The organism is Synechococcus sp. W55.1, assembly GCF_047461655.1.
Lineage (GTDB): Bacteria > Cyanobacteriota > Cyanobacteriia > Thermostichales > Thermostichaceae > Thermostichus.
The window spans coordinates 1-25,875 of record NZ_JANSHN010000010.1 but is presented as its reverse complement, the minus strand read 5'-3'; the positions used below and the strand labels follow the sequence as shown (position 1 = coordinate 25,875).

At 57.9% G+C, this 25,875-nt stretch carries 20 protein-coding genes and 2 pseudogenes; 8 read left to right on the top strand and 14 right to left on the bottom strand.

Annotation, left to right across the window (positions count from 1 at the left end; all coding sequences use genetic code 11):
• Positions 1-792 precede the first annotated feature (792 nt).
• Positions 793-1,284: a DUF4168 domain-containing protein gene (locus NW816_RS06570; RefSeq protein ID WP_414355582.1), complete on the top strand. Its 492-nt coding sequence runs from the start codon at positions 793-795 to the stop codon at positions 1,282-1,284.
• Here NW816_RS06570 and NW816_RS06565 read toward each other — a convergent pair.
• Positions 1,274-3,088: a response regulator gene (locus tag NW816_RS06565; protein WP_414408640.1), complete on the bottom strand. Its 1,815-nt coding sequence runs from the start codon at positions 3,086-3,088 to the stop codon at positions 1,274-1,276. The genes NW816_RS06570 and NW816_RS06565 overlap by 11 nt on opposite strands.
• A 190-nt stretch (positions 3,089-3,278) precedes the next feature.
• On the opposite strand from NW816_RS06565, the gene NW816_RS06560 reads away from it, so the two are divergent.
• Positions 3,279-4,031, top strand: coding sequence for a hypothetical protein (locus NW816_RS06560; RefSeq protein ID WP_414355584.1), 753 nt, complete (start codon positions 3,279-3,281; stop codon positions 4,029-4,031).
• On the top strand, positions 4,028-4,189 hold the full coding sequence (locus tag NW816_RS06555; protein WP_414355585.1) for a hypothetical protein: 162 nt from the start codon (positions 4,028-4,030) through the stop codon (positions 4,187-4,189). Before NW816_RS06560 ends, NW816_RS06555 begins: the two co-directional genes overlap by 4 nt.
• Here the strand turns inward: NW816_RS06555 and lpxB are convergent.
• From lpxB to NW816_RS06510, 9 genes and pseudogenes are all read right to left on the bottom strand, one after another.
• Positions 4,186-5,424: a lipid-A-disaccharide synthase gene (lpxB, locus tag NW816_RS06550; RefSeq protein ID WP_414408639.1), complete on the bottom strand. Its 1,239-nt coding sequence runs from the start codon at positions 5,422-5,424 to the stop codon at positions 4,186-4,188. The genes NW816_RS06555 and lpxB overlap by 4 nt on opposite strands.
• Complete coding sequence (lpxA, locus tag NW816_RS06545) at positions 5,421-6,407, bottom strand: acyl-ACP--UDP-N-acetylglucosamine O-acyltransferase (protein ID WP_414355587.1); 987 nt, start codon at positions 6,405-6,407, stop codon at positions 5,421-5,423. The genes lpxB and lpxA overlap by 4 nt, the downstream gene beginning before the upstream one ends.
• Positions 6,408-6,666: 259 nt before the next feature.
• Entirely contained in the window at positions 6,667-7,167 is a 501-nt protein-coding gene (gene fabZ / locus NW816_RS06540; protein WP_011434327.1) for a 3-hydroxyacyl-ACP dehydratase FabZ, read from the bottom strand.
• A 182-nt stretch (positions 7,168-7,349) separates the two neighbouring features.
• The gene (lpxC, locus tag NW816_RS06535; protein WP_414408679.1) at positions 7,350-8,231 is read right to left on the bottom strand and encodes a UDP-3-O-acyl-N-acetylglucosamine deacetylase; all 882 of its coding nucleotides are present in this window, start codon (positions 8,229-8,231) and stop codon (positions 7,350-7,352) included.
• 14 nt (positions 8,232-8,245) lie between these two features.
• On the bottom strand, positions 8,246-8,827 hold the full coding sequence (locus NW816_RS06530; RefSeq protein ID WP_414355589.1) for a hypothetical protein: 582 nt from the start codon (positions 8,825-8,827) through the stop codon (positions 8,246-8,248).
• A gap of 235 nt (positions 8,828-9,062) precedes the next feature.
• Positions 9,063-10,070: pseudogene (locus tag NW816_RS06525) on the bottom strand (RRXRR domain-containing protein).
• A 190-nt stretch (positions 10,071-10,260) separates the two neighbouring features.
• Complete coding sequence (locus NW816_RS06520) at positions 10,261-11,343, bottom strand: electron transfer flavoprotein subunit alpha/FixB family protein (protein WP_414408638.1); 1,083 nt, start codon at positions 11,341-11,343, stop codon at positions 10,261-10,263.
• Positions 11,344-11,515: 172 nt separating this feature from the next.
• Entirely contained in the window at positions 11,516-12,340 is an 825-nt protein-coding gene (locus tag NW816_RS06515; protein WP_011433536.1) for an electron transfer flavoprotein subunit beta/FixA family protein, read from the bottom strand.
• A 421-nt stretch (positions 12,341-12,761) separates the two neighbouring features.
• Positions 12,762-13,676 (bottom strand): ABC transporter substrate-binding protein, encoded by a 915-nt coding sequence (locus NW816_RS06510; RefSeq protein ID WP_414408637.1) that lies wholly within the window; start codon positions 13,674-13,676, stop codon positions 12,762-12,764.
• Positions 13,677-14,171: 495 nt separating this feature from the next.
• On the opposite strand from NW816_RS06510, the gene argS reads away from it, so the two are divergent.
• On the top strand, positions 14,172-15,968 hold the full coding sequence (gene argS / locus NW816_RS06505) for an arginine--tRNA ligase (protein WP_414408636.1): 1,797 nt from the start codon (positions 14,172-14,174) through the stop codon (positions 15,966-15,968).
• Between the two features lie 45 nt (positions 15,969-16,013).
• On the opposite strand, the gene NW816_RS06500 is transcribed toward argS, so the two are convergent.
• Positions 16,014-16,379: a hypothetical protein gene (locus NW816_RS06500; protein WP_414408635.1), complete on the bottom strand. Its 366-nt coding sequence runs from the start codon at positions 16,377-16,379 to the stop codon at positions 16,014-16,016.
• A gap of 495 nt (positions 16,380-16,874) precedes the next feature.
• On the bottom strand, positions 16,875-18,512 hold the full coding sequence (locus NW816_RS06495; protein WP_414408634.1) for a hypothetical protein: 1,638 nt from the start codon (positions 18,510-18,512) through the stop codon (positions 16,875-16,877).
• Between the two features lie 307 nt (positions 18,513-18,819).
• Between NW816_RS06495 and NW816_RS06490 the strand changes: the two genes are divergently transcribed.
• On the top strand, positions 18,820-19,848 hold the full coding sequence (locus NW816_RS06490) for a LysR substrate-binding domain-containing protein (protein ID WP_414408678.1): 1,029 nt from the start codon (positions 18,820-18,822) through the stop codon (positions 19,846-19,848).
• Here the strand turns inward: NW816_RS06490 and NW816_RS06485 are convergent.
• Positions 19,730-22,153 (bottom strand): hypothetical protein, encoded by a 2,424-nt coding sequence (locus NW816_RS06485; protein ID WP_414408633.1) that lies wholly within the window; start codon positions 22,151-22,153, stop codon positions 19,730-19,732. The two genes, NW816_RS06490 and NW816_RS06485, sit on opposite strands and share 119 nt — an antisense overlap.
• Positions 22,154-22,289: 136 nt before the next feature.
• Between NW816_RS06485 and NW816_RS06480 the strand changes: the two genes are divergently transcribed.
• The 3 genes from NW816_RS06480 (at position 22,290) to NW816_RS06470 (ending at position 25,564) form a co-directional block, all read left to right on the top strand.
• The gene (locus NW816_RS06480; RefSeq protein WP_414408632.1) at positions 22,290-23,867 is read left to right on the top strand and encodes a cryptochrome/photolyase family protein; all 1,578 of its coding nucleotides are present in this window, start codon (positions 22,290-22,292) and stop codon (positions 23,865-23,867) included.
• Positions 23,868-23,942: 75 nt separating this feature from the next.
• Complete coding sequence (gene nrdR / locus NW816_RS06475; protein WP_414408631.1) at positions 23,943-24,485, top strand: transcriptional regulator NrdR; 543 nt, start codon at positions 23,943-23,945, stop codon at positions 24,483-24,485.
• 263 nt (positions 24,486-24,748) lie between these two features.
• Positions 24,749-25,564: a hypothetical protein gene (locus tag NW816_RS06470; RefSeq protein WP_414408630.1), complete on the top strand. Its 816-nt coding sequence runs from the start codon at positions 24,749-24,751 to the stop codon at positions 25,562-25,564.
• 29 nt (positions 25,565-25,593) lie between these two features.
• Here the strand turns inward: NW816_RS06470 and NW816_RS06465 are convergent.
• A pseudogene (locus NW816_RS06465) lies at positions 25,594-25,773 on the bottom strand (hypothetical protein); the annotation flags it as partial.
• Positions 25,774-25,875: the final 102 nt, after the last annotated feature.

Here is a 25,875-nt window from a genome sequence, read left to right as displayed (position 1 = left end):
ACCGCAAAGAATATATCAGCGCTGCTTAAGAAAAGCAATAACTTTTACCCATTTTTGTTATCATCTTTTACAAAGGCAATAAAGACAGCAGTCGCCCTCAAAGCCCTTGAAGGGTTACTTATGGACGCGCCCAAAAAAATCTAATCGGGAACCTTTCTCCGAACAAAAAACCCTCCAACAATCGCCTGCAAAGAGAGCTGGCGATTGGGCGTTTGCTAGGTTGACTGCTGATATTGATAGGGGATCCACGGGCTCTGACACCTGCGAAGAAAGTCAGATGCCGATGTGGGAGATCCGCATCAAATCTGGCCCCTAGCCTAACATTAACAAAAACGATACTCAACAGAACATATACCTAAGCTCAGCTTCAAGACAACCCCCTTTGGGCTGAAGTGCTAAGTCAATTGCCAATGCTGCAAGTCTGGAGCTGCTCAACCGAGGAGAGAAAGGGGCACTCCGGTGCCGGGCTACCGTTGAACAGCGCATGTAAGACTGTACAACCAACTTCTTGTTTCTACAAGAGATCCACTGCAGATCCCCAGCATGTCCACACAGCCCTTTCGCGAGTTCATCCTGGGAGCCCTGGAGTGAGGAGTTCTGGTACCGTAGGGATTGGATAGATCCCGCGCCAGGTGACCGGCAAGCTGGAATGGGCTTGATGGGCTGCCAGGACTGCGCTGAACCGATTAGACGGAATTCAGGCATCTTGCTAGCCTTACTTCAGGCTTGGCTGCGCCTCAAGGACTTAAGTCTATTTGGGTTTATCTTGTCTGGGTCTAGGGAGTTTTGGGCATGATGAAATTTGGATTGCTGATGGGTCTGGGACTCAGCCTGGGATCCCTGCCGGTTTGGGCACAGGGAGCAACCCCGCTGCCTAGCCCTGCTGCCACTGCTTCTCCAACTTCGGGGGAGGCTCCGGCCACAGCAACTCCTAGCCCTCTGGCATCTCCGACTCTAACCCCAGAGCAAGTCACCGATGCCCAGGTGGAACAGTTGGTGCGGATTTTGTTGGAGTTGGATCCCCTGATTCGGGAAGCCAGCGCCCAACTGCGGGAAACCCAGAACGAGGAAGAGTACGAGCAAATTATGCGGCGCACAGAAACCCAAGCCAGCCGCATTGTTGAAGAGCAAGGGCTGACGGTGCTTCAATACCGCGAATTGATGACCTTGGCCAACGAAAATCCCGTCCTCAACCAGCGGGTTCGTGTGCGCTTGCAAGAAGTTTTGCAGGAAGGGGAAGCTTCCAACTCTCCAAAGCCGGCTACCCCGACGCCTACACCCTAGGCTGAGCTGGCTTGCCTTGGCCAAAGGCAGGGAGAACCTGAGGCAGCCGCAAAGTAAAACAGGTGCGATTGGCCTCGCTGTTGAGGTGAATGCTTCCTTGCAACAGGCTTACCCGCTGCTGCACGAGGGCCAACCCCAACCCTGTCCCCCCTTGCCGCCAGGGATCCACGCTGGGCACCCGATAGAACTTCTCGAATACCCGCTTTTGTTCTTCTGGAGGAATGGTTACGCCGGTGTTGAGGACTTGGATTTCCAGGTGGTCGGGATGGTACATGGCCTGAAGGCTGATCAGGTGCTCAGCAGGGGTGAATTTACATGCATTTTTCAGCAATTCCGCCAGCACCGACTTTAGCACTCCCGGCAGAGTAAAAATGGCAGGCAGTTCTGGAGGGATCCCAAGGCTGGAGCGCTGATGGTGACTATGGGCCTCCTGAGCAAAGGGCTCTGCGATCTGGGGCAACCACTCTTTCAGCTCCAACCAGCAGGGCTGCTGTGAACCGTTCGCGTTAGCGGGACGGAGTCCCTTGAGCACCTCTAACTGCTGCAGTTCCAGCAGATCCTCGACCAGTTTGATCTCCCGCTCGCATTCGTTGTCCAACACCTTCAAGTACTGAGAGATCTTGGCCGGATCCGGGGATCGGGCAGCGCTCTGAGCAGGCAGCAGAACGGCGCTGAGCAGGCGGATGGCCATTTTCATGTTGGAAAGAGGAGTGCGCAGCTCGTGGGACACCGTGCTAAGGAAGTCATTTTTTAGGCAATCCAGCCGCTGCAATTCCTGTACCTGGCGCTCCAGTTGGGCGGTGCGGGCCTGTACCTTTTCTTCCAGGGTGCGGTTCAGCTCCTGAACCTGTTGGAACAATTCCGCCTGCTGAATGGCAATGGAGAGGTGATCGGCCAAGGCCAAGATCAGATCCTGATTGGTGGCCAACCAACCGGGACGTGCCGTTTTCAGTTGCAGGCACAGGCTGCCCCAAAGGGTGGGGTGGGCCGAGTCAGATTCGGGGCTTTCGCCGCCGTAGAGCGGTACCAGCAGCCAACTGCCAGGATAGGCTTTGGCCATGGCGGAGATGTAGACCCAGCCTTTGGCTTGGTCGGCTGCCTCCAGCAACACCACTTTCCCCTGCTTCAGTTGCCGGGCAATGGGGCTTTCGGAATCGGGGATCTGACAACCCAGATAGCCGTCGGGCTGAGGGGGATATTCGGAGACAATGCGCCAATGCTGTTGCTGAGGCCGATAGATGCTGATGCTCACCCGATCCGCCTCTAGCAGATGGCAAATCTCGCGGGTGGCAACGGCAAAGATCTGATCCGACTGCAGAGAGGTGCGAATGGCCCGGACGACACGGTTTAGGGCTTGCTCGCGGGCCGCCTGTTGGCGTAGGTTCAACAAGTTCTGGCGGGCCTTGAGCAGGTGTCGGATGCGCTGACGCATCACCGGCCAGTGAATGGGCTTGGTAATGTAGTCGCTGGCTCCGGCAGCAAAGGCTTTGTCTACGGAAGCTTGATCCTCGAGCGAGGTGATCATCAAGCAGGGTAGATCCGCATCCAGAGCCTGCAAGCGTTGGCAACACTCGAACCCATCCATGCCGGGCATGAGGGCATCCAGCAGGGCAATTTGAGGCTGAGTTTGACTGAAGAGCAGCAGGGCTTGGTCGCCGTCTTCGGCCTCTGCCACTCGATAGCCTTCATGAACCAACAGGTGGGTCAAGTACCCGCGTATGAATGGGTCGTCATCGGCCAGCAGCACCGTCGGCGAAGCATTTGGCAACGGATATCCAGAACTGGGGATAGGTGGAGATTGCACAAAATTCACTCCACAGAGTTGGCCGTTCGCGACAGCGGTGCAGAGCACTAAGGCTTTTTTGCACGCAAAAGGGATCCCTGACCCCTCTCCAGCCTAGTCTATCGCGACAGCGGTGCGGAGCACTTTAAAACCCCAAAGCGTGAGGGGATCCCTTGGACAGACCTATTTCCGTCAGGATCGGCGAGGTGGTGTGAGGAGTTGCCGTAACGGTTTTGGAAGCGGATCCGGTTCAGGTGGGGGGCTATCCTGCACTGTAACCTACCAAGGCTATCGCTTTGATATCGGTGGGCACCGCTTTTTCTCCAAGTCGGCGGAAATTGAGGCCCTGTGGACGGAAATTTTGGGCTCGGAAATGCAGGTTTGTCGGCGGCTTTCCCGCATTTTTTATCGAGGTGTTTTCTTTGATTATCCGATTCGACCTGCGGATGTCTTTGCCAAACTGGGGCCAGGGTTTACCAGTCTCTGTCTGCTCAGCTACCTAAAGGCGCGCCTCTTTCCCAGGCTCAATCCCGTATCTTTTGAAGATTGGGTCATCAACCAGTTTGGGGAACGGCTGTACCGCACTTTTTTTAAGACCTACACCGAGAAGGTGTGGGGGATCCCTTGTCACGAGATCAGCGCCGACTGGGCAGCCCAGCGGATCAAGGGTCTGTCGATGGCTTCTTTGATCCGTAAAACCTTTTTCCCCAACCGAGAGGGGGTGATCAAAACCCTGATCGATCGCTTTCGCTATCCTCGCCTAGGGCCAGGCCAGATGTGGGAGCGCGTTCAAACCTTGCTGGCAGAAGCCGGGCAGCCGGTACAACTGGATCGCAAGGTTACAACCAAGGCTATCAAGCTCACATCCAGACCATTCGGGCCTTTTTGGAAGAGGCACTGCCCAATTTGCAGGTGGCAGGTCGCAACGGCATGCACCGCTATAGTAACCAAGATCACGCCATGATGACGGGCCTCTTGGCCGCTCGCAACATTGTGGCAGGGGAACGGCGCTACGATGGGTGGCGGGTCAACCAAGATGCTGAGTATCTGGAAGAGGAGGATTCGACAGCGGCCTTGGCGGGAGGACGGGCCGTGCCCCAGGTGCTGGGTCGCCGGAGTTAGCGGCGGAAGGGATCCTGCTTCGATCCAGCTTCGCCATCCAACACCTCTAGGATGGCCTTGGCAGCGCGAGCCAGAACGCCGGGTTCTCCTAGGGCTGCCCGCATCGCGGCGTAGTCGGCCTGCAGTTGGGCTTTGCGTTCGGGCCGAGTTAGCAACTCCAGCGCCAGTTGGGCAATCTTCTCTGGCTGGGCCTGCTCCTGCAGCAACTCCGGGACAATGGGGCGCATCTGCACCAGGTTGGGCGGAGACATGAAGGGCACCGACACCCTCAGCCAATGGCGGGCGATCCAGAAGGTGAGGGGGTTAAGGCGATAGATCACCACCTGGGGGATCCCTAAGATGGCCGTTTCCAAGTTCACCGTGCCGGACTTGGCCAACACCAAATCAGCCGCTGCCAAGGCGAGGTGATGGGCTTTGTGGGGGGAGAAGAAGGGCAGAGCTTGGGGATCCAAAAGGGTGAGGTTTAACCCAAGACGGTGGGCAGCCCGCGCGATTGGGGCAGCAAAACGGGGCGAGGCCAAGGGCACCCAAAACTGCACTTGGGGCAGGTGAGCTTGCAGCAACTGGGCCGCCTTGAGCAGGACAGGCAGAACCGAGCGCAGCTCTTGCCGCCGCGAAGCCGGCACCACCACCACCACTGTAGCCTCGGCAGGGATCCCCAACTGGGCTCTGGCTGCAGCACGGCTGGGCACAGCGGCCAAAATATCCAACAGGGGATGGCCCACATACTGGACATGGGCTCCTGCCGCCGCGTAGTAGCGGGCTTCCTCAGGGAAAATTGCCAACATCAGCCGCATCTGCTGGGCCAGTTGGTAGGTGAGGCGGGCGTCCTGCGACCACACCCACTCTTGGGGGGCAATGTAATAGACAGCAGGGATCTGCCGCCGTTGCAGCAGACGGGCAATGCGGCTGTTGACGCCGATGTAGTCCACCAGCACAGCCACATCTGGCGGGTCTTGGGCCAAAAAGCGGCGAATCTTCCATTCCGTCCAGAGGGCGGGGCCGATAAAGGGAAGAGCCTCTAAAATGCCAACGGAGCTGATCTCGGTAGTGCGGTGCAATAAACGGGCCCCGGCAGCAGCCATGCGCTCCCCTCCCACGGCGGTGATGCGCAGTTGAGGGCGCTGGCGCAGCAATTCTTCAATCAGATGGCCGGCCTGCAGATCCCCTGAGACCTCGCCCGTGCAGATGAACAGGTGGCTCACCAGAGCTACACTCCCGACCGCAGTTCTCAATCATCCAGCTCTGAAGTGCTCCGCATCGCTGTCGATAAGGAATCTTCCCCTCTCCCGCGTAGGGCCGGCAGAGGGCCTCGTCGTTGCGGCTGCGAGAGGGAGTCTTCCAAAAATTGCAGCAGATGTTGCAGGGATCCCGTCTCGTCCACCCACTCTTTCCCCTGCAGAGAAAGGATGTGGCGCTCTCCCTCCGCACCGCCGCTACGAACAACACACAGGCTGCTGCGCAGCGTTTGCAGCGCTTTTTCCAAAGGCAACCCTGAGCGGTACAAAAATCGGTAGACCTGCCGCAGCAAGGGCAGGGATCCCTCCATCCCTTTGGCTCGCCGCAACCCCACCAAATTCAGACCGCGAATGCGGGCTGGATGTCCTTCCACCAACATGTAGGGGGGAACGTCGCGGTCAACCCGGCTCATCGCCCCCACCATGGCCAAGCGCCCGATGCGGGTGAACTGGTGGATCCCGACCATGCCGCCGATGCGGGCTTGAGACTCGATGTGGATGTGGCCGGCCAAAGAGACAGCATTGGTAATCACCACCTGATTTTCGATGACGCAGTTGTGGGCGACATGGGTGTAGGCCATCAGCAGGTTGTGATCTCCGATCAGGGTGGCTTCCCCTTCATTGGTGGCCCGGTTGATGGTGACAAACTCGCGGATGCGATTGCCTCTGCCGATCACCACTTGAGAGGGGGCGCCGCTGTACTTCAGATCCTGAGGCTCGGTGCCCACAACTGCTCCCGGAAAAATGTGGTTGTCCTCGCCGATTTCCGTCCAGCCATCGATCACCACATGGGCTCCCACCACCGTATGGGCAGCGATACGAACATGCTCGCCGATCACCGCATACGGGCCAACCTGCACCGTCTCGTGTAGCTCAGCTTTCGGATGGATCACCGCGGTGGGATGAATCCGCTCGCGTGAGCGGTGCGGCGCACTTGCAGAGGCGTTGGGAGTGGATCCCGCTGAAGCGAACGAACTCATTTCCAACCTAGCCAGCAACTGTGGTTACGCTCCCAACCCCGCGAAGGATCACCAAGGCTTGACTCCGGGGGAGATCAACCTTAGAGCTACGCTCCGCCATCGTGACCAATAGGCTGCCACCCCAACGCAGCAATATGTCTACCGTATCCCGACAGAAAGGCGCAAGCAGTCCCCGAGCCATCTCCCTATGCCAACACTTTATCTCAATTGGTGAGAAGACCCACAGCAGAGCGCCTCTCGGATGGCCGCTGTTGGCCCATCAATCCACCAGGGAAAACATCAGTTCCCCCTCGGTCACCAGTTGCCCTCCCACCTGAGCGCGGCAGAACATCTTGCCAATGCGCCTCTGGCGAATGGTGAGCAAGTCGGCAGAGAGCAGCAGTTGATCCCCCGGCAGCACCGGGCGGCGAAAGCGAACACCATCGATCCCGGCAAACAGGGCCAAGCGCCCGGCCACGTCCGGCAACTTGGTCAACACGATCCCCCCTATCTGGGCCATGGCCTCGACGATTAGGACGCCGGGCATGATGGGTCGGTTGGGGAAATGCCCTTGAAAAAAAGGCTCGTTGAAGGTGACGTTTTTCAGGCCCACCGCCCGTTGCCCCGGTTGATACTCCACAACCCGATCCACCAGCAAGAAAGGATAGCGATGGGGCAAGATCTCCAAAATCTGCTCCGTTGTGAAGACGGGGGGAGCGGTTGCCAATTGAGCGGCTGCTTCAGCCGAGAGAAGGGGAGGAGGAGAGACATCAGAGGACATGGTGAACCCGTGGAGACAGAAGACAAAACTGAAACCCCGGATGGGGAGGAAGCAGGCCAGAACTCAGCCAAAAGAGCACCCAGGGATCTACGGAGAAGAGATCAAGAGATTCCAATAGAGCGGATCCCCTTGAAGAAAAGTGCTCGGCACCACTGTCGCACCTGAGGATGGCAGGGTTGTGGCTACGCAACCGGATCTCTTTCTCCCCCTTGCTCTTCATGGATCAGCAGGGATCCACTCTTGAGCAACTGCTCGGCCAAACGGTGGTGCAGAGCATGGCCCGCTTTGTAGGCCACAACATGCCCCTGCAGTCGGCAGCCCAGGAGGCTGAGATCTCCTAGTAAATCTATCAGCTTATGGCGCACCGGCTCATCTGGGTAGCGCAGTGGCCCCAACCACTCGGTCTGGCTACAGACGATGGCATTTTCCAGGCTGCCCCCCTGGATCAGCCCCCGTTCCCGGGCCAGCTCCACATCCTGCTGGCGGGCGAAGGTGCGGGCCGGTGCAATGGACTGGACAAAATCTGGCCCGTTCTCCCTCCAGCTCAACCACTGTTCTCCAATGGGGCAATCGGCGAAATCGATGCCATAAGTAAAGCGGGCTGTGGGATGGGGGAGAGCGCTGACGAAAGCTTCCCCCGCCCAGGCAGTAACCGGCTCTTGGATCACCCCCAGCAGGGCCGGCTGATCTTGGGCTTGGATCCCGGCTTGGGCAACGGCCTCCACAAAAGGCAGGGCAGAGCCATCCAGAATCGGCAGCTCTGGCCCCTCCACCTCGATGCGGCAGTTGTCAATGCCCAGGACGTAGAGGGCGGCCAACAGGTGTTCCACCGTCTGCACTTGAACCGGGGGGGATCCCTGCTGCAGCAGGGTGCAGAGATGGGCAGGGGCCAGGGATCCCAACTGGGCCGGGATCTCAGGGGATCCCGGTCGATCCACCCGCACAAACACCCGACCGCTGCCGACAGGAGCTGGATGCAGGCTGCAGCGAATCGGCAGGCCGGTGTGCAGGCCAACGCCTTCCAGAGAAATAGAGCTGGCTAGGGTGTGTTGCCGGCCTCTCATCATGCTCCGCACCGCTAGTGCAAACGCTCTTGGCCCCGGTCGAAAACGCGGTAATACAGCTCCCGATAGCCCACGCGCAGGTTACTGCCGGCATCTGCCAACTTGGCTTTGTGACTGCGGGTGCCGTAGGCGCTGAACACCTCGTAGGTATCCCCTTCAAAGAAAAAGGAAGAGACATCGGACACCTCTTCGCCCCCCAGCAACTGCCAGCGCCCCTGGCGAAACTGCAGCCGGTAGTGGGCTCTATCCAAGCTGCCGGAAGGACGATCGATCATGGCGTCGATGCTGCCCTCGTAGAAGGGCTCTGCACCACCATCGTGAACCGACACCTCCACAGCGATATCTCGGTAACGGCAGTTGGGCCGGTTGCACAGGCGAATTGAGCGCATGGCCTCGGCAATGGCTTCCAGCCGCTGCCGCGCTACGGTCAGGGAAAGGTGCTCTATACCCCCATCGCGAGCGAGCTGGGGCGACACCTGAGCCGCCTCTGCCACTGTGGAGGGCAACGAATGGGCAGCCAACGCCGGGGATCCCCAGCAGCATCCCACCAACACCAGACAGATCAAGCTCAGCCAACAACGGTATGCGGATCCCATGAACACAATCTATGACCAAGAAAACTGGGTTGCAAGCCCTGCCCTAGGGCCTACGGCCCGCTGACGCGACTAGGGCGGCTTTGTGCTATGGCGCAGTGTCAACAGGAAAAGTATCTGGGAGTTCATCCCAGCAGTTGGGGTCATGGCATCCCCCACCACTCGCAAAAGTGGTGTAGCCCAGGAAGTGGGAATCATCCTGCAACCCGGAAAAGAATCCCTGCCCTTTAGGTCGGCTTTATTTGTTTCTTCTGTAGAACCTCCAAGAACAGAAGCTCAAACACTTTACGTCTTCTTTCCTGGCGCTCTGGGTTAGCCTTTTCCCATCCTCCAACCGATGCAGACTTACTCTTCCAGCAGAACTGCCTCCGACAAAGGTGAGCCCAAACTTGGGGTGGCGCACTAAACTACCCCGCCTCAAACCTAAGCTCAGCATACCCCCGTAGGAAAGTCTTTTCCCACCTTTGCCCGGTTGCAAACGATGCAGTTGACGACGATGAAACCGCAGAGGAACGACCATAAGCATCTGCTGATTGTCCGGCTGCAGGTGCCCCCCGGTCACGGAGTTGGCTAACACCCACGCATCCACGCAGTGGGCCGCAAACACTTCGGCGGTCTTTTTGTTGGTTTTCTGCAAACCCAAGGCATCCCGCATCTGCTGGGTTTCCCACCCTGAGCGGGTTAGTACCTGTCCCAGATTGGCTAGCTGCCGATAGAACCATTGCTTACCCACCTCTGAGGGAGAGAAAGACACGTCCCAGCGGCGCTTGCCACGGGTCTTCGCCTTAATGTCCTCAACCACAAATACGGATACGGGAAACAACTGGCTTAGCCACCGAGCCAGACGTAGCTTCCACTGCCAGCGAGCCTTGGTGGAAGGGGGCAACCCACCCCTGGCGCGATTAAACCTGGGTTGACGACAGGGCGTTTGGCGATACCGTCGCGCTCGACGCATGATGCGCCGTTGTTCGACATGCTCCTTCACCCAGGTGACCGCGTCCGCTTGGAGGTTCAGGTAGGTCTGTGCGGCGGATTTAACCGACCACCCCTCTTTCTTGCTCCCTGGGTCAATGCCGACGGCTATGGGTTGGGTTTGCCGGTCAGAAGGCTCCACGTTAAGCCGGACTCAAAACACCCCTCTCTTCCAAAAGGGAGTAGCCTTGCCGGTCTTAATCCACCTTCTGGCTCGACTGGGTGTGGTCGGCATGAGCGGGTTTTGGTTGTGGTCTACGACAGGCACAAACATGCGGTAAGTCTCCTACTCGGAGTATGTACGTCCCTTCGCCACTGACCAACGTAGAGGTAGCCAACTAGGGAAGCATTCGCTACGTACTGTGGGCTGCCACGCCCAGTCGGCTCAGTCCCCTTCAATCGCCCTCCATGACTGGGTTGCTTGGGCAGGCTAGTCTTTCCTTGCCCTTGGGGTTTCAGGCTGGCTAGACCTTACTTCCACAAGCCCCCACCTTTAGCTGGGGGTACTTGACCTGCTGGATCTGACGGATCAGTTCGGGTACCACCTGGTAGAGATCCCCGACGATACCGTAGTGGGCAAATTTGAAGATGGGGGCAGAGCTGTCTTTGTTGATGGCGATGATCGTCTGGGATTTGTCCATGCCCACGCGATGCTGGATGGCTCCGGAAATGCCGCAGGCAATGTAGAGCTGAGGTCGGACGGTCTTGCCGGTTTGGCCCACTTGATGGGCGTAGGGGATCCACCCAGAATCCACGGCCTTGCGGGAGGAGCCGACGGCGCTGTTGGGGAAACAAGCGGCCAACTCCTTCAACAGCTCAAATCCCTCTGGGGATCCCAGCCCGTAGCCGCCGGAAACAATTACCTTGGCGCGGGTGAGATCCACCGCCTGGGACAGGTTGCGCACCGTTTCCACAATCTGCAGGCTCAGGTCGCCGGGATCCAAGTTGACCGGCACCGGGATCACGTCCCCCTGGCGGGATCCATCCCAGGGCAGAGGCACCATCACCCCTGGGCGCACCGTGGCCATTTGGGGGTTTTTCCACGGGCCGAGGATGCGGGCCTTGAGAGATTCGCCAAAGCTGGGCCGGATGGCGTAGAGGCAGTCGGGGAAGAGGCCAGACTTGCTCGGATCTTTGCTATTGGTGTACTCGAAGGGGCCGATGTCCAATTCGGTGCAGTCTGCCGTCAGGCCGGTCTCCAGGTGGGCGGCCAAGCGAGGGGCCAGATCTCGCCCGGTGGTGGTGGATCCCAGCAGGATGGTGTGGGGTGGTTGGGGCCAGCTTTTGATCAAGTCTGTGATCACCCGGCGGTAGGGCAAGGTGCGGTATTCGGCCAACTCCGGATGATCGGCAATGAAGACTTGATCTGCCCCGTGGCCGATCAGAATTGGGGGCAAGTGGGCAATGTTGTATCCAAGCACAAGAGCGCTCAAGGTGGCTCCCAGCTTATCGGCCAGCCGCCGCCCGGCCCCCAACAACTCTAAGCCAATGGGCTGCAGTTCCCCGTTCACCTGCTCGGCGAAGACCACTATCCGCTTGCGATCCATAAAACTGTGACTCCTAGGTTGAGATCGGGATTGAATCGGGTTGGGGTTGCGACGATGCCAGCAGAGTCCTTCTGGGTCAACTTTTCACCGCAGCCAGCTGGCCTGGGGTCGATGATCAGACAGTGATGATTGAGGGGCGATGGGGGGCCGGTGGGACGCAAGATGTAAAGATCTAGGAGGTTGCGGCGTAGCGGGAGAGGTCAACGGCCTGAGTTAGTTGGTTGACCAGTTGGGGGACGGATTGTCCCTGAAAGACCTGACAGTTGCCGCCAATTTCCCCCACTTTTTCGGTGGCAGCCACGATGGTTGGGGATCCCTTGAGACCGCAGCGCTCCGGGTCTGCCCCCACATCGTCCAAGTTGAGGATCTGGATTGCCTCGGCCCGTGCCATTTCATCCCGCATTAGCCGCTGCACCCGCTGCACACCCCGTAGAGTGGGGTAGGCCAAACGCCGAGCGGAATTGGCCACCGTAATCAAAACCGGCAGGGGCACCATTACGATTTGGGATCCCCCTTCGATGGCCCGCCGCGCCACCAGGATCCCATCCCGAATCTCGAAGGCTTCGCAATAGGTGACCTGAGGGATCCCCAATCGCTCCGCCAACTGCGGCCCCACCTGGGCCGTATCGCCGTCGGTGGTCTGGAGCCCGCAGAAGATCACATCGGGCCGGCCAGCATAGCGAACCGTCTGGGCCAGAGTATAGGCAGTGGCTAGGGTATCGGAAGCGGCCAAGCGGCGGTCGGTCATCAAAATACCCCGATCTACCCCGTGGGCAATGGCCTCGTAGAGCACCTCAATGGCCGGGGGTGGCCCCATTGTAATTGCCGTTACTCTCGCCCCGTGTTGCCGTTTGGTTTGCAGAGCTGCTTCCAGTGCATAGCGATCAAAAGGGTTTAACATCCGCTTGGCCTTGGCGCGATCGATCGTGCCGTCACTGTTGATGCCGGCCTTGGCGTTTTGATCGGGAACTTGCTTAATCAGAACAAAAGTTTCCAAGGGCCTAAACTCCCTAGTGATCCCCTCCAGGTTAAAAGGGATCCCTGGGCGCCACACACTTATTCAGCTTTTTTTCGGGATCGGAAAAGCCACCCCGGCATTAAGCCCTCATAAGCTGCCTTTCCCAGCACATTGGTTTCCCAAGTTTAAGTAACCTTAAACAAAGTTTGAGATATTTCCTCACTGCTCTGGGTCGCTTGCGGTTCTCCCCTCAAGAGAAATTTGGGCTCCCTCCTGTGAACAGGACAAGCTTTGGGAATATCTCGCTTGGATGACAGAGCCAATCGCGACAGCGGGCCGTAGGCCTTTGAGCTACGTCTCTCACCGGTCATCGAGAAAAGTTGACCAGCTGTCAGGAAGGGCTAGCTGTCTGCAAAAGTCAACAGACAGAGGCCTCAAAGTTGGTACCGGATCATCCAGATCAGCCGATCATCCGCTCGGATTTTGGGGGAAGCAGGCTGTTGTCAAACACTTTCTTCAAAGGGGGCTTGCTAGACAAGCCAAAGCCATCCACCACCTGAGCAATTGAGGTTTCCATACGCGCGGGCACCACATCCCCCAAGCCAATTTCTCGCACCTCATCGGTAACAAACAGGCGCGGCATGGCCAGGGCGAGGCGCAATTTCTCAGTTGCCATATCCAGCACCTGCCCCTCGGCTTTGGCTTTGTCCAGAAGGGCCAACATGTTGCCATCGGTGTCGCGGATGGTGTCTTGCCAACCCTTAACATACGCCCGCAAAAAAGCTTTGAGCTGCTCCGGTTTTTCCTGCAGCAATTGCACACGAGTGATGAGCGCATTGCCGTACAGCTCAAGGCCATAGTCGTTGTAAAGGAAAGCCGTGATGTCCTCCAAGCTGACGCCGCCCCGCACCAGATTGGGCATGGCTGAGGTCATAAAGCCGCTGATGGCATCCACCCGACCTTGGATGAGGAAAGGTTCGCGCAACTGCGGCTCCATAGTTACCCACTCCACCGAGCCCGGATCGATGCCGACTTGCTTGGCAAAGACCGGCCAGAGCCGACGCGGCGCATCCCCTGCCGGTGCTCCTAGCTTCTTGCCCGCCAGTTGGGCCGGCTCCCCAATGCCCTTATCTTTCAAGGTGTAGATGCCAAAGGGAGAGCGATTGAAGTGGACATAGATCGCTACCAAGGGCACGTCCGGATTTTTGGCATTGAACTCGATCATGGAGTAGGGATCCCCTTCCCCCAGGTCGTACTGGCCAGCGGCAATCTTGGTGATGGAATCGGCGGAGCCATAGCCGCGCTCGTAGGTGACCTCCAGCCCCTCTTCGGCGAAGTAGCCCTTCAAGATCGCCGTTACAAGGGGGGTATCCATCGAAGAGGGCAACCAAGAGAGGGTAAACTTCAGGGGCGTCAGTCCCTGGGAAACCAGAAGCGGCCCGCGGCTCTGAGCCCTCGCCTTTAGCCCTCCAACGGCAACCCAAGAGGCAGCCGCAGCAGCAGATTGAAGGAATTGACGACGCGACGATTTCGGGATGGACATACTAGTAAACTCCACAGCAGCTGTCTCAGCAGAAATCCGCAAGCGGGAAGGCGAGCATTACCGCCAAACAACTTAGCAAAGCAGAGTTAAACTTTTGTATTCGGTGATACTTTGTACCCAAAAGCTTGGCCTAAAGCTCTGTCCCGTCAATTTGTCAGAGCCATCTTCGCAAAGCAGGCGAGCAAAAGCAAAAAGCAAAGTTTGGCTGGAGGAGCATCTATTCTTTTGTCAGATTTTGTCAGAGCCGGTTGGCTGTCGATATGATGATGCTTTTACTGCCCCAGGCATCCCTGGAACCTCTCTCGACGTCTGCCGACACGAACAGCCATGGCCACTCAACCCGTATCCACCTCGCTGATTCGGTTTCTCACCGCCGCCGTAGCCGAGAGCATTCGACGGGCCTCAGAGGCGGGGCAACTGGGATCCCTGGCCCCCCAGCAAGCCACAGCGATTGCCCCCGTGATCCAGATCCCCAGCGACCCTCGCTACGGCGATTACGCCTGTCCCACCCCCCTGGGCATGGCCAAGCTCTGCCGCCTAGCACCGGCCCAGATCGCCCAAACCCTGCAAAAACACTTGGATCTGCCGGACATCGAAACTCAGGTGGCGGGAGGAGGGTATCTCAACTTCCGGCTGGGGGATCCCTTTTTGGCCAAGCGCTTGCAAGAGCTGCTGCATCTGGGAGAAAACTTCGGCAAAACAGCCATTCCCCATCCTGAGCGCATTCTGCTGGAGTTTGTCTCCGCCAACCCGACGGGGCCTTTGCACGTCGGCCATGGGCGCTGGGCTGCCGTTGGCTCTACGTTGGCCAACTTGCTGCACTGGACGGGCCACCAGGTGGAGCGGGAGTTTTACATCAACGATGCCGGCAACCAGATGCGGCTCTTGGGCCAGTCTCTGGAGGTGCGGGTGCGGCAACTGCAGGGGGAAGACATCGCTTTGCCGGAAGATGCCTATCACGGCACCTACTTGATCGAGATGGCCCAACGTCTCTTGGAGCAGGTGAAAGCCGGGATCCGCCCTCTGCCCACCACCTTGGAGGAATATATTGATTTGGCCTACGGGGAAATGCTGGCCTGGCAGAAGCAAACTCTCCAGCAATTGCGCACCGAGTTCGATCACTGGTTCAGCGAACGCCGCCTGCACACCCCGGATCCCGAGACGGGCCTGAGCGCCATCCAACAGACTTTACAGGAGCTGGAAGAACGCGGCTTTCTCTACAGGGCCAAGGCTCCCCGGGGTGAGGATCCCAAGCCAGGGGCAGAAGAAGCCGTTTATTTCAAAACCCAAGAGTTCGGTGACGACAAGGATCGGGTGGTGCAAAAAGCCGATGGGTCTTTTACCTACCTGGCCGCCGATATTGCCTACCATCGGGATAAAGTGCAGCGAGGATATCACCGGCTGATCAACATTCTCGGCTCGGATCACCACGGCTATATCGGTCGTTTGAACGCAGCGGTAGGAGCTTTTAGCCCGGATGTCAAGCTGGAAATTTTAATTGGCCAATTCGTCAAACTGTTTAAAACTGACCCAGAAACCGGCGAGAAAACCGAAGTGCGCATGTCCAAACGCACCGGCAATTTTGTCTCATTAAATGACTTGATCGAAGATCCGGAAATTGGAGTGGGAGCCGATGCGACCCGCTGGTTTTTGCTCAGCAACAGCATGGACAGCCCCATCAACTTCGATCTGGATCTGGCCGTCAAACAAACCTTCGACAACCCGGTGGTGTATGTTCACTACAGCCATGCCCGCTGTTGTACTCTGCTGCGGCGGCTACAGGAAGAAGAAAAGGTTCAACTGACCAGCAAAGTCTCTTTGAATGAACAAAACAGACTGCCCTACAAAGAGCCGGAAGAACGCACCCTGTTGCTGCGCCTTTTGGCCCTGCCGGATGAGCTGATCGCCGCCGCAGAAGAGCGCGCCCCCCACAAGATCATCCGCTACACGGAAGCCATTGCTGCCGATTTTAACAAGTTTTACGACACCTGCCGCATTTTGCCCCTTATAAAAGAGGATCCCCCCTTGGCTCAGGCTCGCATTCAGTTGGTGCAAGCTACCCGACAGGTTTTGTTTAACCTGCTCACCGGCATCCTCGGCTTAAGTGCGCCGGAGTCTATGTAGGTATAGTGTCAGGCGAATCGCAGCAAGACCCAGGCAAGATAACTGCTAGGTTTCGACTCGATGCGCACGCAGTAGCAAGTTGGTTCCCAAGCCCTCTTGGGCCATCCAAAAGGCGCAGATCCACCACGAAACTCCATCTTGGCGATAGAGGCCATAGGTGAGGGGGTAGGGCTGCAAAATCTCAATCATCTGTGCTAGGGGTGACACTTCAGCGGCATAACTTGCCCACACCTCAGCATCAAGGGCCTCACAAGTGTAATCCGAGGGGAAGTATACGTGGCTTGCTTCCAGGCTAGGTTGGTCGGTCAGCAACAATTGAGCGGGATCCGAAGACTCACAACCTAAGCGATCGCCGATCTGAAAGGTAAGTTGAAACAGGCGGTTAACAATATCAAACTGCTCAGGAGTCATAACTGCTCAATTGAGGCTGGGATCAACTTGGGCTGGAGGGAGTTGGGAGCTGGCTTAATTTTAACAAAACATCAAACAATGCTGTTCTGGATTGTCGTAGCTGACACAGTTGGAATTTGCCTACCCTGCTGTTGAGTAAAGCCTCTTCTACTCAAGAAATAAGGAGGAATATATTTTTCAGTTTAGGATGAGACGCCTGGGCCACTGATCGCGCTAGCGGGACGGAGTCCTATCGCGCCAGCGGGACGGAGTCCTATCGCGCTAGCGGGACGGAGTCCTTGAAAAGCTTTTTGATCCCCTGCATTACTGCTCCGCAACGCTGACGCGAAGACGCGACGACGCGACCAACGTTTTAGATGTGGATACAGTGTCCTAGTTTGAATCGAAACGACCACAAAAGGCAACATCTGGCAAACCAACTCTGTTCTGAGGCGGGTTGTAGATCTTAGACCTGACATGAAAATTGGTGGACAGGAGATCGGGTTAGGAGGGGTGCTAGAGCTGGCAAGTTCGGCGGCTGCGCTCCATTTCAGGCTCGATCCAAGAGAGGGCAAAATGGCTTACACAGGGCAACTGCGGAAAGCGGCGGGCCAGCTCTGCCATTTGCACTTCTAGGCTGGGGCGCTGTCGTTGCGACTGTCCCCATAGGCCGGCGATGGCCGGACAAACGAAGGTTTGGGGAGAAGCTACGGCCAAAACCTGCTCCACCTGCTGGGCTACACAAGTGGCATCCTCACACCTGGCATAGGACATTGGGTGCCATTCCATATCCGGATCAAAGCGATCCCAGGGTTGTAGTCGAGCGTCGAATCCTTCTCCTACTGCCTGGTTGCCTTCTGGGAAGAAGACAGCCCCCGCCGGGATCCCCAGCCTCTGGGCGGGTTGGGCGGCCTGCTGTAGATAATCGAGAACGCCGTAGCGGGCAAACTCGACGCTCAGCTGCCAAAGCTGCTGCTGCCAACGTTCTTGGCGAAGAGCGGCCCTGGGAGTCGGGGTGGGATCCCCCAATGGCTGCGGTGACTCCAATGAGTTGATGGAGGACAAATCTCCGCTCCGCTGCTCAGTTGCTGTGCTGTCTCTCTGGGCACCCCGATCCAAAAGCTCTAGGGAAAGCACCTGCTGAGGATTGGGCCAGGGATCCCCTGGCTGACGCCATCTGGGTTCCTCGGCGTAGGCGGCATCCAACTGCTGCACATCCCTCACCGTCACGTAGCCCTGGCTCAAATAGCGCTCCAGCAGCGCCCGACCCGCTGGATTTTCTGCCAAATCGAGGTAGGCTTTCCGAGCGGCCTCTCCGTGAATCCACAAGTCTCGGACAGTGGCCGCCACGCTGGATCCCCCTGAGCCACGCGGATAGCGAATGTAGTCGAAAAGGATCCCATCTGGCTGTCGCTGTAGGATGCGGCGGACTAACTCGGCAAAATCCCGCCGTGCCAAGGGATGAAAGGGATCCACAAATACCTCGCCAGGACTGCCCAGGTCTTCCGAAAGGGCTGTAGCGGGATCCAAGACGGTGGTGATGCCGCGACCGTTGCGGGCCAGGGCCACCTGTCGATCGGGCCGTTGTCCGTAGCTGTAACCGAAATTGAGGGAAAACACCCAGGCATAGGCAGATAAGCCGCGGCGTCGTGCCGCCTTCAGAGCCAGATCCAACAAGTCGGCGTTGGGCTGTAAGCTGGGCCAGATCCCCCCTGCGCCATCCGGCAAAATAGAGCGGCCATCGTAAAAGGTCTCGATAAAGACGCGGTTGTAGCCCAGGTTTACCACTTGGTCGAACACCTGATCCAACACGCCCGGATTGGCATCACAGGGATGCAGACGTACCCAGATGGCCTGGATCTGGGGCCAGCGTTGGCTGCGGCAGGCGATCAAGGCAGCGCCATGTTCGGCCAAAACTTGGGTGTACTCGGCCCAAGCAGCATTCGACTGGGCAGCCTGCTGGCGCAGTTGAGCCTTGCGCGCTACCTCCTCGGGCGGCTGTCGGCAGTAGGCGTCGAGCCGAGCAGCCAAGTGGGATCCCCTCTGTTCCGCACTGTCTACGGAACCAGAGCTGGGGAAAAGGGAATGGCCGGGCCACAAGAACTGAGCCTGGGCCGTGATTCCGGATCCCAGCAATATCAGTGCGCCCAGCACACCCGCAAGCCAGCGGCTCCCTTTGTTTTTTGGCAGTCTCAGCACCCTCAACCTCCACCGAGAATGGCCCCGATCGTACTCTTCTCCTGCCCAGAGAGCGGCTATTGGAAAAAAACAGCCGCCTGTGCCCAGACCGGCGCAATCCCTTGGTCGATCTCTACCTTAAGTCCGAGTGGTAGGGGGTTGCTCTTCGGTTTTGCCCCTTCCGCCACTGTGACCGTCAGCCAGGCTCTCATGGGGATCTCGCCAAAAGGCATAGATTAGCGCTTATGATTTAGTAGTAAACCTTTAGCTTTTCTTGATGTCCATGAAGGCCATTACCTTGCACCAACTGCAAATCTTCGAGGTTGCCGCTCGTCACTTGAGCTTTACCCGCGCTGCAGAAGAGCTTTACCTGACCCAGCCCACGATTTCCATGCAGATCAAGCAATTGAGCAAAGCTGTAGGGTTGCCGCTGTTTGAACAGGTGGGCAAGCGGCTGTATCTCACCGAAGCGGGGCAAGCTTTACACCAAACCTGCGAGAAGATTTTTGAACAATTGAATCAATTTGAGATGACCCTTGCCGACCTGAAGGGGTTAAAGCAGGGACGGCTGAGCATTGGAGTGGTCACCACTGCCAAATACTTTATTCCCCGTCTTCTGGGGCCATTTTGTCAGCAGTATCCCGGCATCGACGTAGCTCTCAAGGTGATCAACCGCCAGCAGGTTTTGGAGCGGATGAGCAACAACATGGACGATCTCTACGTGATGGGGATGCCGCCAGAAGATCTGGACGTGGTGGCGCAACCTTTTCTGGAAAATCCCTTGGTGGTGATGGCCCCCATTCATCATCCGCTGGTGGGCCAAAAGCGGATCCCTCTGGCGCGCATTGCCCAAGAACCTTTTTTAGCCCGTGAACCCGGCTCCGGCACCCGCATGGCTGTAGAGCGGCTCTTCGACAAGCATAACCTGAAACTCAACATCCGCATGGAGATAGGCAGCAGCGAAGCCATTCGCCAGGGCATTGTGGGTGGATTGGGCATTTCGGTTTTGTCTCAGCATGTGTTGGCCTTGGGGGGGTGGCAGCATCATCTGGCTATTTTGGATGTGGAAGAGTTTCCCATTCGGGGGTTCTGGTATTTGGTCTATTTGCGCTCTAAGCGTCTTTCGGTGGTGGCCAAAGCTTTTGCCGACTTTCTTCTTTCCCAGGTTTCGCAAATGGAGCTGGACTTTGTGGCTAAAGGGCACCACAAATCCAATTCAAGTCCCAATCCTGAACTGTTTTCTGGCAAAGAGGCTGAAGCACAGCCGAGAGCTCTTGTCGCAACCCCCGGATCCCCTCAAAGTCGTGAGTGAACAATACTCGCAAAAACCCCAGGTAAGCCCGCGCCCACTCGTCTTCCGGATCCAGCTCGACGATCTGTTGAAAATGCAACTGAGCTGCTTCTGGTTGTAACAGCGCCGCCAACATCAAGCCCAGTTGGTAGTGGCTTTGGATTTGCTGGCTCGGTTGGCCTTGGGCAGCAGCCTGTTGCCGTTCCCCCTCCAGCAGTTGCCGTACCAGGATGCGATCTGGATCCGTCAAAAAAGTCGGGTATTGCAGGGTTGTCCAGGCATTGAGGTAAAGGGAGAGGGCCTGCAGATCCCCAACAGCGGCAGCTCTGGCCGCCCTGCGGAGAGGAAGTAAGGGATCCGTTACAAGGGGGGATCCCTCCTTCGGGAAGCTCGACAGGGATCCTCTCCAGGGTTGGCGTAGGGAATGGCGGGTCCCTTTGGGCAACTGCCATTCCAGATGGAGAAGGCCCCCCTCCGGGAAGTCGGTTGTGAGCAGCATCAAGATCTCTTCCACCAGCCAGCCGCCCGTTAAGTTGAGCTGCAGGCGATTCTGCCCCAACACCCAGGCCCGCTTCTCCAAAACCCGTCCTTGCCCGTCTTCCAGCCGCGCCCAGACCAGCGTTTGGGCCAAGTTCTGAGCTGGGCCTTGCCAGCGTAACTTCCAGGCGGGGATCCCCAGCTCCGACAGCGTCTCAACCTCCACCAGCTCCACCTCCCCAGCTTCCAGAGGCCACTTCTGCACCGTCACTCTTGGCATGCGAGGGAAGTAGGTGTGCAGCCGACCCAAGGTAGGCAACTCCACCGCCGGATCTTGTCGCCAGTCTGGGCTGCTGCGCAGGTGCTGCCGGATCTGCTCCTTAGTCGGGCCATAGGGGCCGATAATCCCCTGTTCCCCTTCCGCATCCACAAACCCATCCAGCAAGGAGAGCTCCAACTCGGGCCAGGGGGTTTGCCCGGCAGCGCGGAACGTGACCGGCCAGCGCTGGAGAGCTGCTAAGTAGGTGAGGGTTTCGGAAGAGATCAGCTCTGTATTGGGGAGAACTCCCAACGTGGTGGTCAAGCCTGGCTGGATCAAGGATTGGATCCACTGCGTCAGCTCCTGTGTGGGGTGCTGCCCCTGCCAATGCATTTGGATCCCCTTCCACAGAGGAGCCACGCCTGGGGTAAGGGGCTGGCCTAGGCTGAGTAAGGCCAGGGATCCCAGACCTACGCCTACCCAGCCTCCCCCTCTCCAGCCCCAAGGATCCCTCCGCTTCCCCAACCGCCGGCAAGCCTTTTGGATCCCGCCTGCTGATAACACCGCCAAGAGGGGCAGCAAAGGTAGGGTAAAGCGCACATCTTTGATATCCACCAGGGTGTAGAGAAGGTAGCCGGAACCGTAGGTGGCCCACAAAACTGCCTCTCGCCTGTCCAGGGATCCCCACAACGTCAGCAGCGGCAGCCCACACAGAAAAGGGCTCATCTGCAGGGGCAGAAAGCGCAAGTAGGTGGTCCACCAGCACAGGGATCCAGCCGCACAGGTGATGTAGTAGTGGGCCGTACTGGCATAGCCCCACCCATTGCTGAGCACAAACAGCCAATTGGCCCTGTACCAAGGCCAGCACAAAAGCAGCGCCACGCCCATGCCCAAGGTCAGATGGGCCAGCCGCACCAACCAAGGGATCCTCTTGCCCGGCAACAGCGGGATCCCCAGCAAAGGCAACAGCAAAAACAGCACCCCCGTCCACTTGGTGAGCAACACCGCTGCCACTCCCGCCCCCACTCCCACCGCCCCCCGCCAGGAAGGCTCCTCCCCATAGGCCCACAGCGCCCAAAACGCCAAGGTTACCGCTACCACCAGTGGCAGCTCCAGCATGTAGACATGGGCCAAAGCCGTGATCCCCGGATAGAGGAGCACCAACGCCGCCGCCAGCCAGCCCACTTCCCCAGAGCGATAGACCCGCTGTCCCAGCCGCTGCGTTGCCAGAACCAGCACCCCCAGCAACCCCAAGTTGAGCAACTGCCCGTCCGCCCGGCTGAACGGATGTAGAACTGCCAAGGGGATCCCCAGCCAATAGGCCAAAGGGGGGTAGCGCTGGTTCAAATGCAAAAACTGCTGCCCCCACAGCCCATCCCAGCGAAACCGTCCCAGGTGAAGCCCAAAAGCCTGCGCCTGCAGCAGATGCTGCGCCTCATCCCACGCCGGCGGCAAGGGATCCGTCCAATTCCAGATCACCAGCAGCAGCAGGGCCACCATCCCCAGCCCGGCCCACCACCGCAGGAAAGGGATCCCCGGCCTGTGGGGTCTCTCCGGCAATGTCTCTCTCTCCTCGTCTGTACCGTTCATGCTTTGAAAACAATCCGCAGAGATTCAGCAGACATTGGGATCCCTTGCAACTGCCACCTGGCCTTGCCCCCCAGAGCTAAACTCAACCTGTGTCATTCTCAGCGCTCCTCCCATAGACCGAGAGCTTCAGCATCCCATGATCGCTCCATCTGCCGGCCCAGAAGGGGTTTGGATCCTTGCGGATCAACTCCACCCACAGCAATCCGCCCTCGCTTCCCTCTCGACCCTATCCCCAGACCGAGTTCCCGTCATTCTCATCGAATCTCACCGGTGGGCCAGCTCCCGCAACCACCATCAGCAGAAACTGGTGCTGGTCTGGTCGGCCATGCGTCACTTTGCCCAAGAACTGCAACAGCGGGGCTACCCGGTCACCTATGTGGAAGCGGAAGGCTTTGCCGAGCCGCTGCAAACCTGGGCCAAGCAGCATCAACTGCAGCAGATCCGCCTCATGCAGCCCGCCGATATTCCCGTCCGAGATGAAATAGAAAAGCTGAGATCCACCCTCCCTTGCCCCCTCCTGATCTTGGAAAACAACCACTTCCTCTGGACAGCTGATCAATTTATCGAGTGGGCCTCAGGCCGCAAGCGCCTGCTTCTGGAAGACTTTTACCGCGAAGGGCGAAGACGCTTCCGCATTCTCATGGATGGCCCCAAGCCCCTGGGCGGGCGCTGGAACTACGACCGGGAAAACCGCCATCCCCCCAAACCCGGAATGCGCTACCCCCAGCCCCTCACCTTCCCCCCCGACGCCATCACCCAGGCCGTGATCACAAAAGTTAAGCAACACTACGGCCATCACTTCGGATCTCTAGAAGGATTTGGCTGGGCCGTCACCCGCGCCCAAGCCCTGCAAGTGCTTGATCACTTCATCCACGAGCGCCTGCCCCACTTCGGCCCTTGGCAAGACGCCATGCAAACTGGGGAAGACTTTCTCTACCACTCCCTGCTTTCCCCTTACCTTAATCTGGGCCTGCTCACCCCCCACGAAGTCATTGCCGCCGCCGAACGGGCTTACTATCAGGGTGGGATCCCCCTGTCCTCCGCCGAAGGCTTCATCCGACAAATCCTGGGCTGGCGAGAGTACATGCGCGGCTTCTACGAATACCAAATGCCCAACGGCTATGCCCAGAAGAACTTTTTTGACCACCGCCGACCCCTGCCCCACTTCTTCTGGACCGGCGACACCGACATGGCCTGTCTGCGGCACACCCTGGATCAGATTCGCCGCCATGGCTATGCCCACCACATCCAGCGGCTGATGGTTCTCAGCAATTTCGCCCTCATCAGCGGCATCCAACCCCAGGCAGTGGAAGCGTGGTTTCAGGATGTGTTTATCGACAGCTACGACTGGGTCATGCAGCCTAACGTCATCGGCATGGGCCTTTTTGCCGATGGGGGCATGCTCTCCACCAAACCCTATGCCGCCTCCGCTCAGTACATCCGCAAAATGAGTGACTACTGTCGCCATTGCGGCTACAATCCCAGCGAAAAGGTTGGCGCACAAGCCTGCCCCATCAATACGTTGTATTGGGATTTCCTGTTGCGTCAGCGATCCCTCTTAGCCCCCTTGGGCAGAATGAAATGGGTATTGATCCATTTGGATCGCATGGAACCGGAGCTGAAGGCCCAGATCCAGGCGCAAGCCGCTGCTTGGTGGGATCCCTTGCAATCTGCACTCGACGAACAGAGTCCATCTCATTTGCAATCTGTCTAAGCACCAGAAGATTAAGCATCCGGTAAAATTGAGGCACCCTCCTACCCACCTGTCGCTTTGTAAGGATTGCAAGCCATGAAATGTCCCCGCTGCAGCAAACAAGAAATCCGAGTTTTGGAATCTCGTTCGGCAGAAGGCGGCCAGAGTGTGCGGCGGCGGCGAGAATGCATGTCCTGTGGCTACCGCTTCACCACCTACGAGCGCATCGAGTTCATGCCCATCATGGTCATCAAACGAGATGGATCCCGCGAAAGTTTCAACCGCAACAAGATCCTGCAAGGGGTGATGCGTGCCTGCCAAAAAACCCCCGTCACCGTCAGACAGATGGAAGAGCTGGTCAATGAGATCGAAGAAAAACTGCAATTGGAAGATGCCCAAGAGGTAACCAGCCTGCGCATCGGCGAGATGGTGCTGGAGCGCCTGCAACACCTAAGCGAGGTGGCCTATGTGCGTTTTGCCTCTGTCTACCGCCAGTTTCAGGGTATAAAGGACTTTGTCAACGAGCTGGAACAGTTGGAACCACCGCTGCGACGGGATCTGGAGCGGCTGCTGCGGGACTCCTCTGCCTCAAATTCCGAATCTCCTGGTTCTCCAGACTTGGTGGGAGAGTATTCGTGACGTGGGAACGACAGCGCAAGCCGGCCCTCCCTGGAAGCAGCGGGGAAATGGCGCTTGTGGGCGGGAAAAATTGCTGTGAAGGGATCGCCCATTCCAAAGGCTTAGCGGTATGCTTGGGGTAGTAATTGCGGCTTACACTAACGCTAGAGCTGCACGCCTTTAGATTGCCGGTGTTCAGCACTATCCTTGGAGATCCCTGATATCTTGGATCCCTCTGTGTCAAGCTGTTCCAGCCCCCCGTCCTTCCGAGTCGATCCCAATTTATGCAATACGATTTTCGGGGTTCTAACCCCTCTGGCGCTCGCAACAGCAACGGTAACCCCGGTGGTTTGCCCCGCAGTGGCTTTCGCTCCCCTGCCGCAATGGAGACCGGGCCAGGGGTGGTGCCAATTCAGGTGTATCAACAAGTGGCCGAAGAGTTGGAGTCTGCCCGTCAGCAGGTAAGCCTGCTCTCCTCCGAAAACCAGCGCCTGCGTGCTCTGCATCAGCAGTTGTCCGGAGAGATCGCTGCCATCACCCAAGAGTTCCAGGGGCAATTGGGCCACACCTTGAAGCGCCTACAACAAATCGGTCTGCGGTTTGCTGACGCGGGCGGCCAAGCTGCCCCAGTCTCTGAAACCTCTTTCCGACAGGACAACCCGACTGCCAATCCCGGCCAACCGGAGGCCCCGCCCAGCTACGATTTTTTGAATCGCCTCAAGCGCCGACAGGCCCGCAACGAGACCCCCTCCTTCTCATCCAGCGGCTTTGCCCCCTCCCCCTTCGATTCCCTTCGCCGCTCTCAACCTTCCACCCACACCCCTGCCGAGCCCTACCCCCGCACCGGCTACCAGGTTCCTTCCCTGGACGAGTTGATGCAGGATATGAGCGGCCCGGATCCCTATCTCGGTGAAGCAGACTCCTCGGCCTATTCCGCCGGCATTTATCAGCGGGTACGGGAGCAACATCACGGATCACAGGGCTCTGCCGTACTTTGGATGGCTGCTGCAGTCGTCTTGGTCGTCGGATCGTTTGGGTTGGGATTTGTAGCCGTGCAGCCCTTTTTGCGCAACAACCCACCGTCCGTGCAGGCACCCTAAGAGCTGTTCACAGGATGCCCCAAAACTTGCTAGGTTCTGTTGGTCTTTATATTTGTATATTTGAGCCAGAAGAGAGCACCTGGGAAGTCGAGAAAGCTCAAGAAGTTCCTGGCCAACTTGTCAAAACGAGAAAACAAATGCCGATACTGCTTCAGCTTCTGAAAAAAGCACTCTACTGGGTGCCTCTCTCTGTAAACATGCCGGTCGTAATCTTGCACCACCCTCCTCTTCTTCCTAGGTTGTGTTGATCTTTCATTTGAGCCAAAAGAGAGCACTGACGAGATAGAGAAAACTCAAGAAGTTCCTGGCCA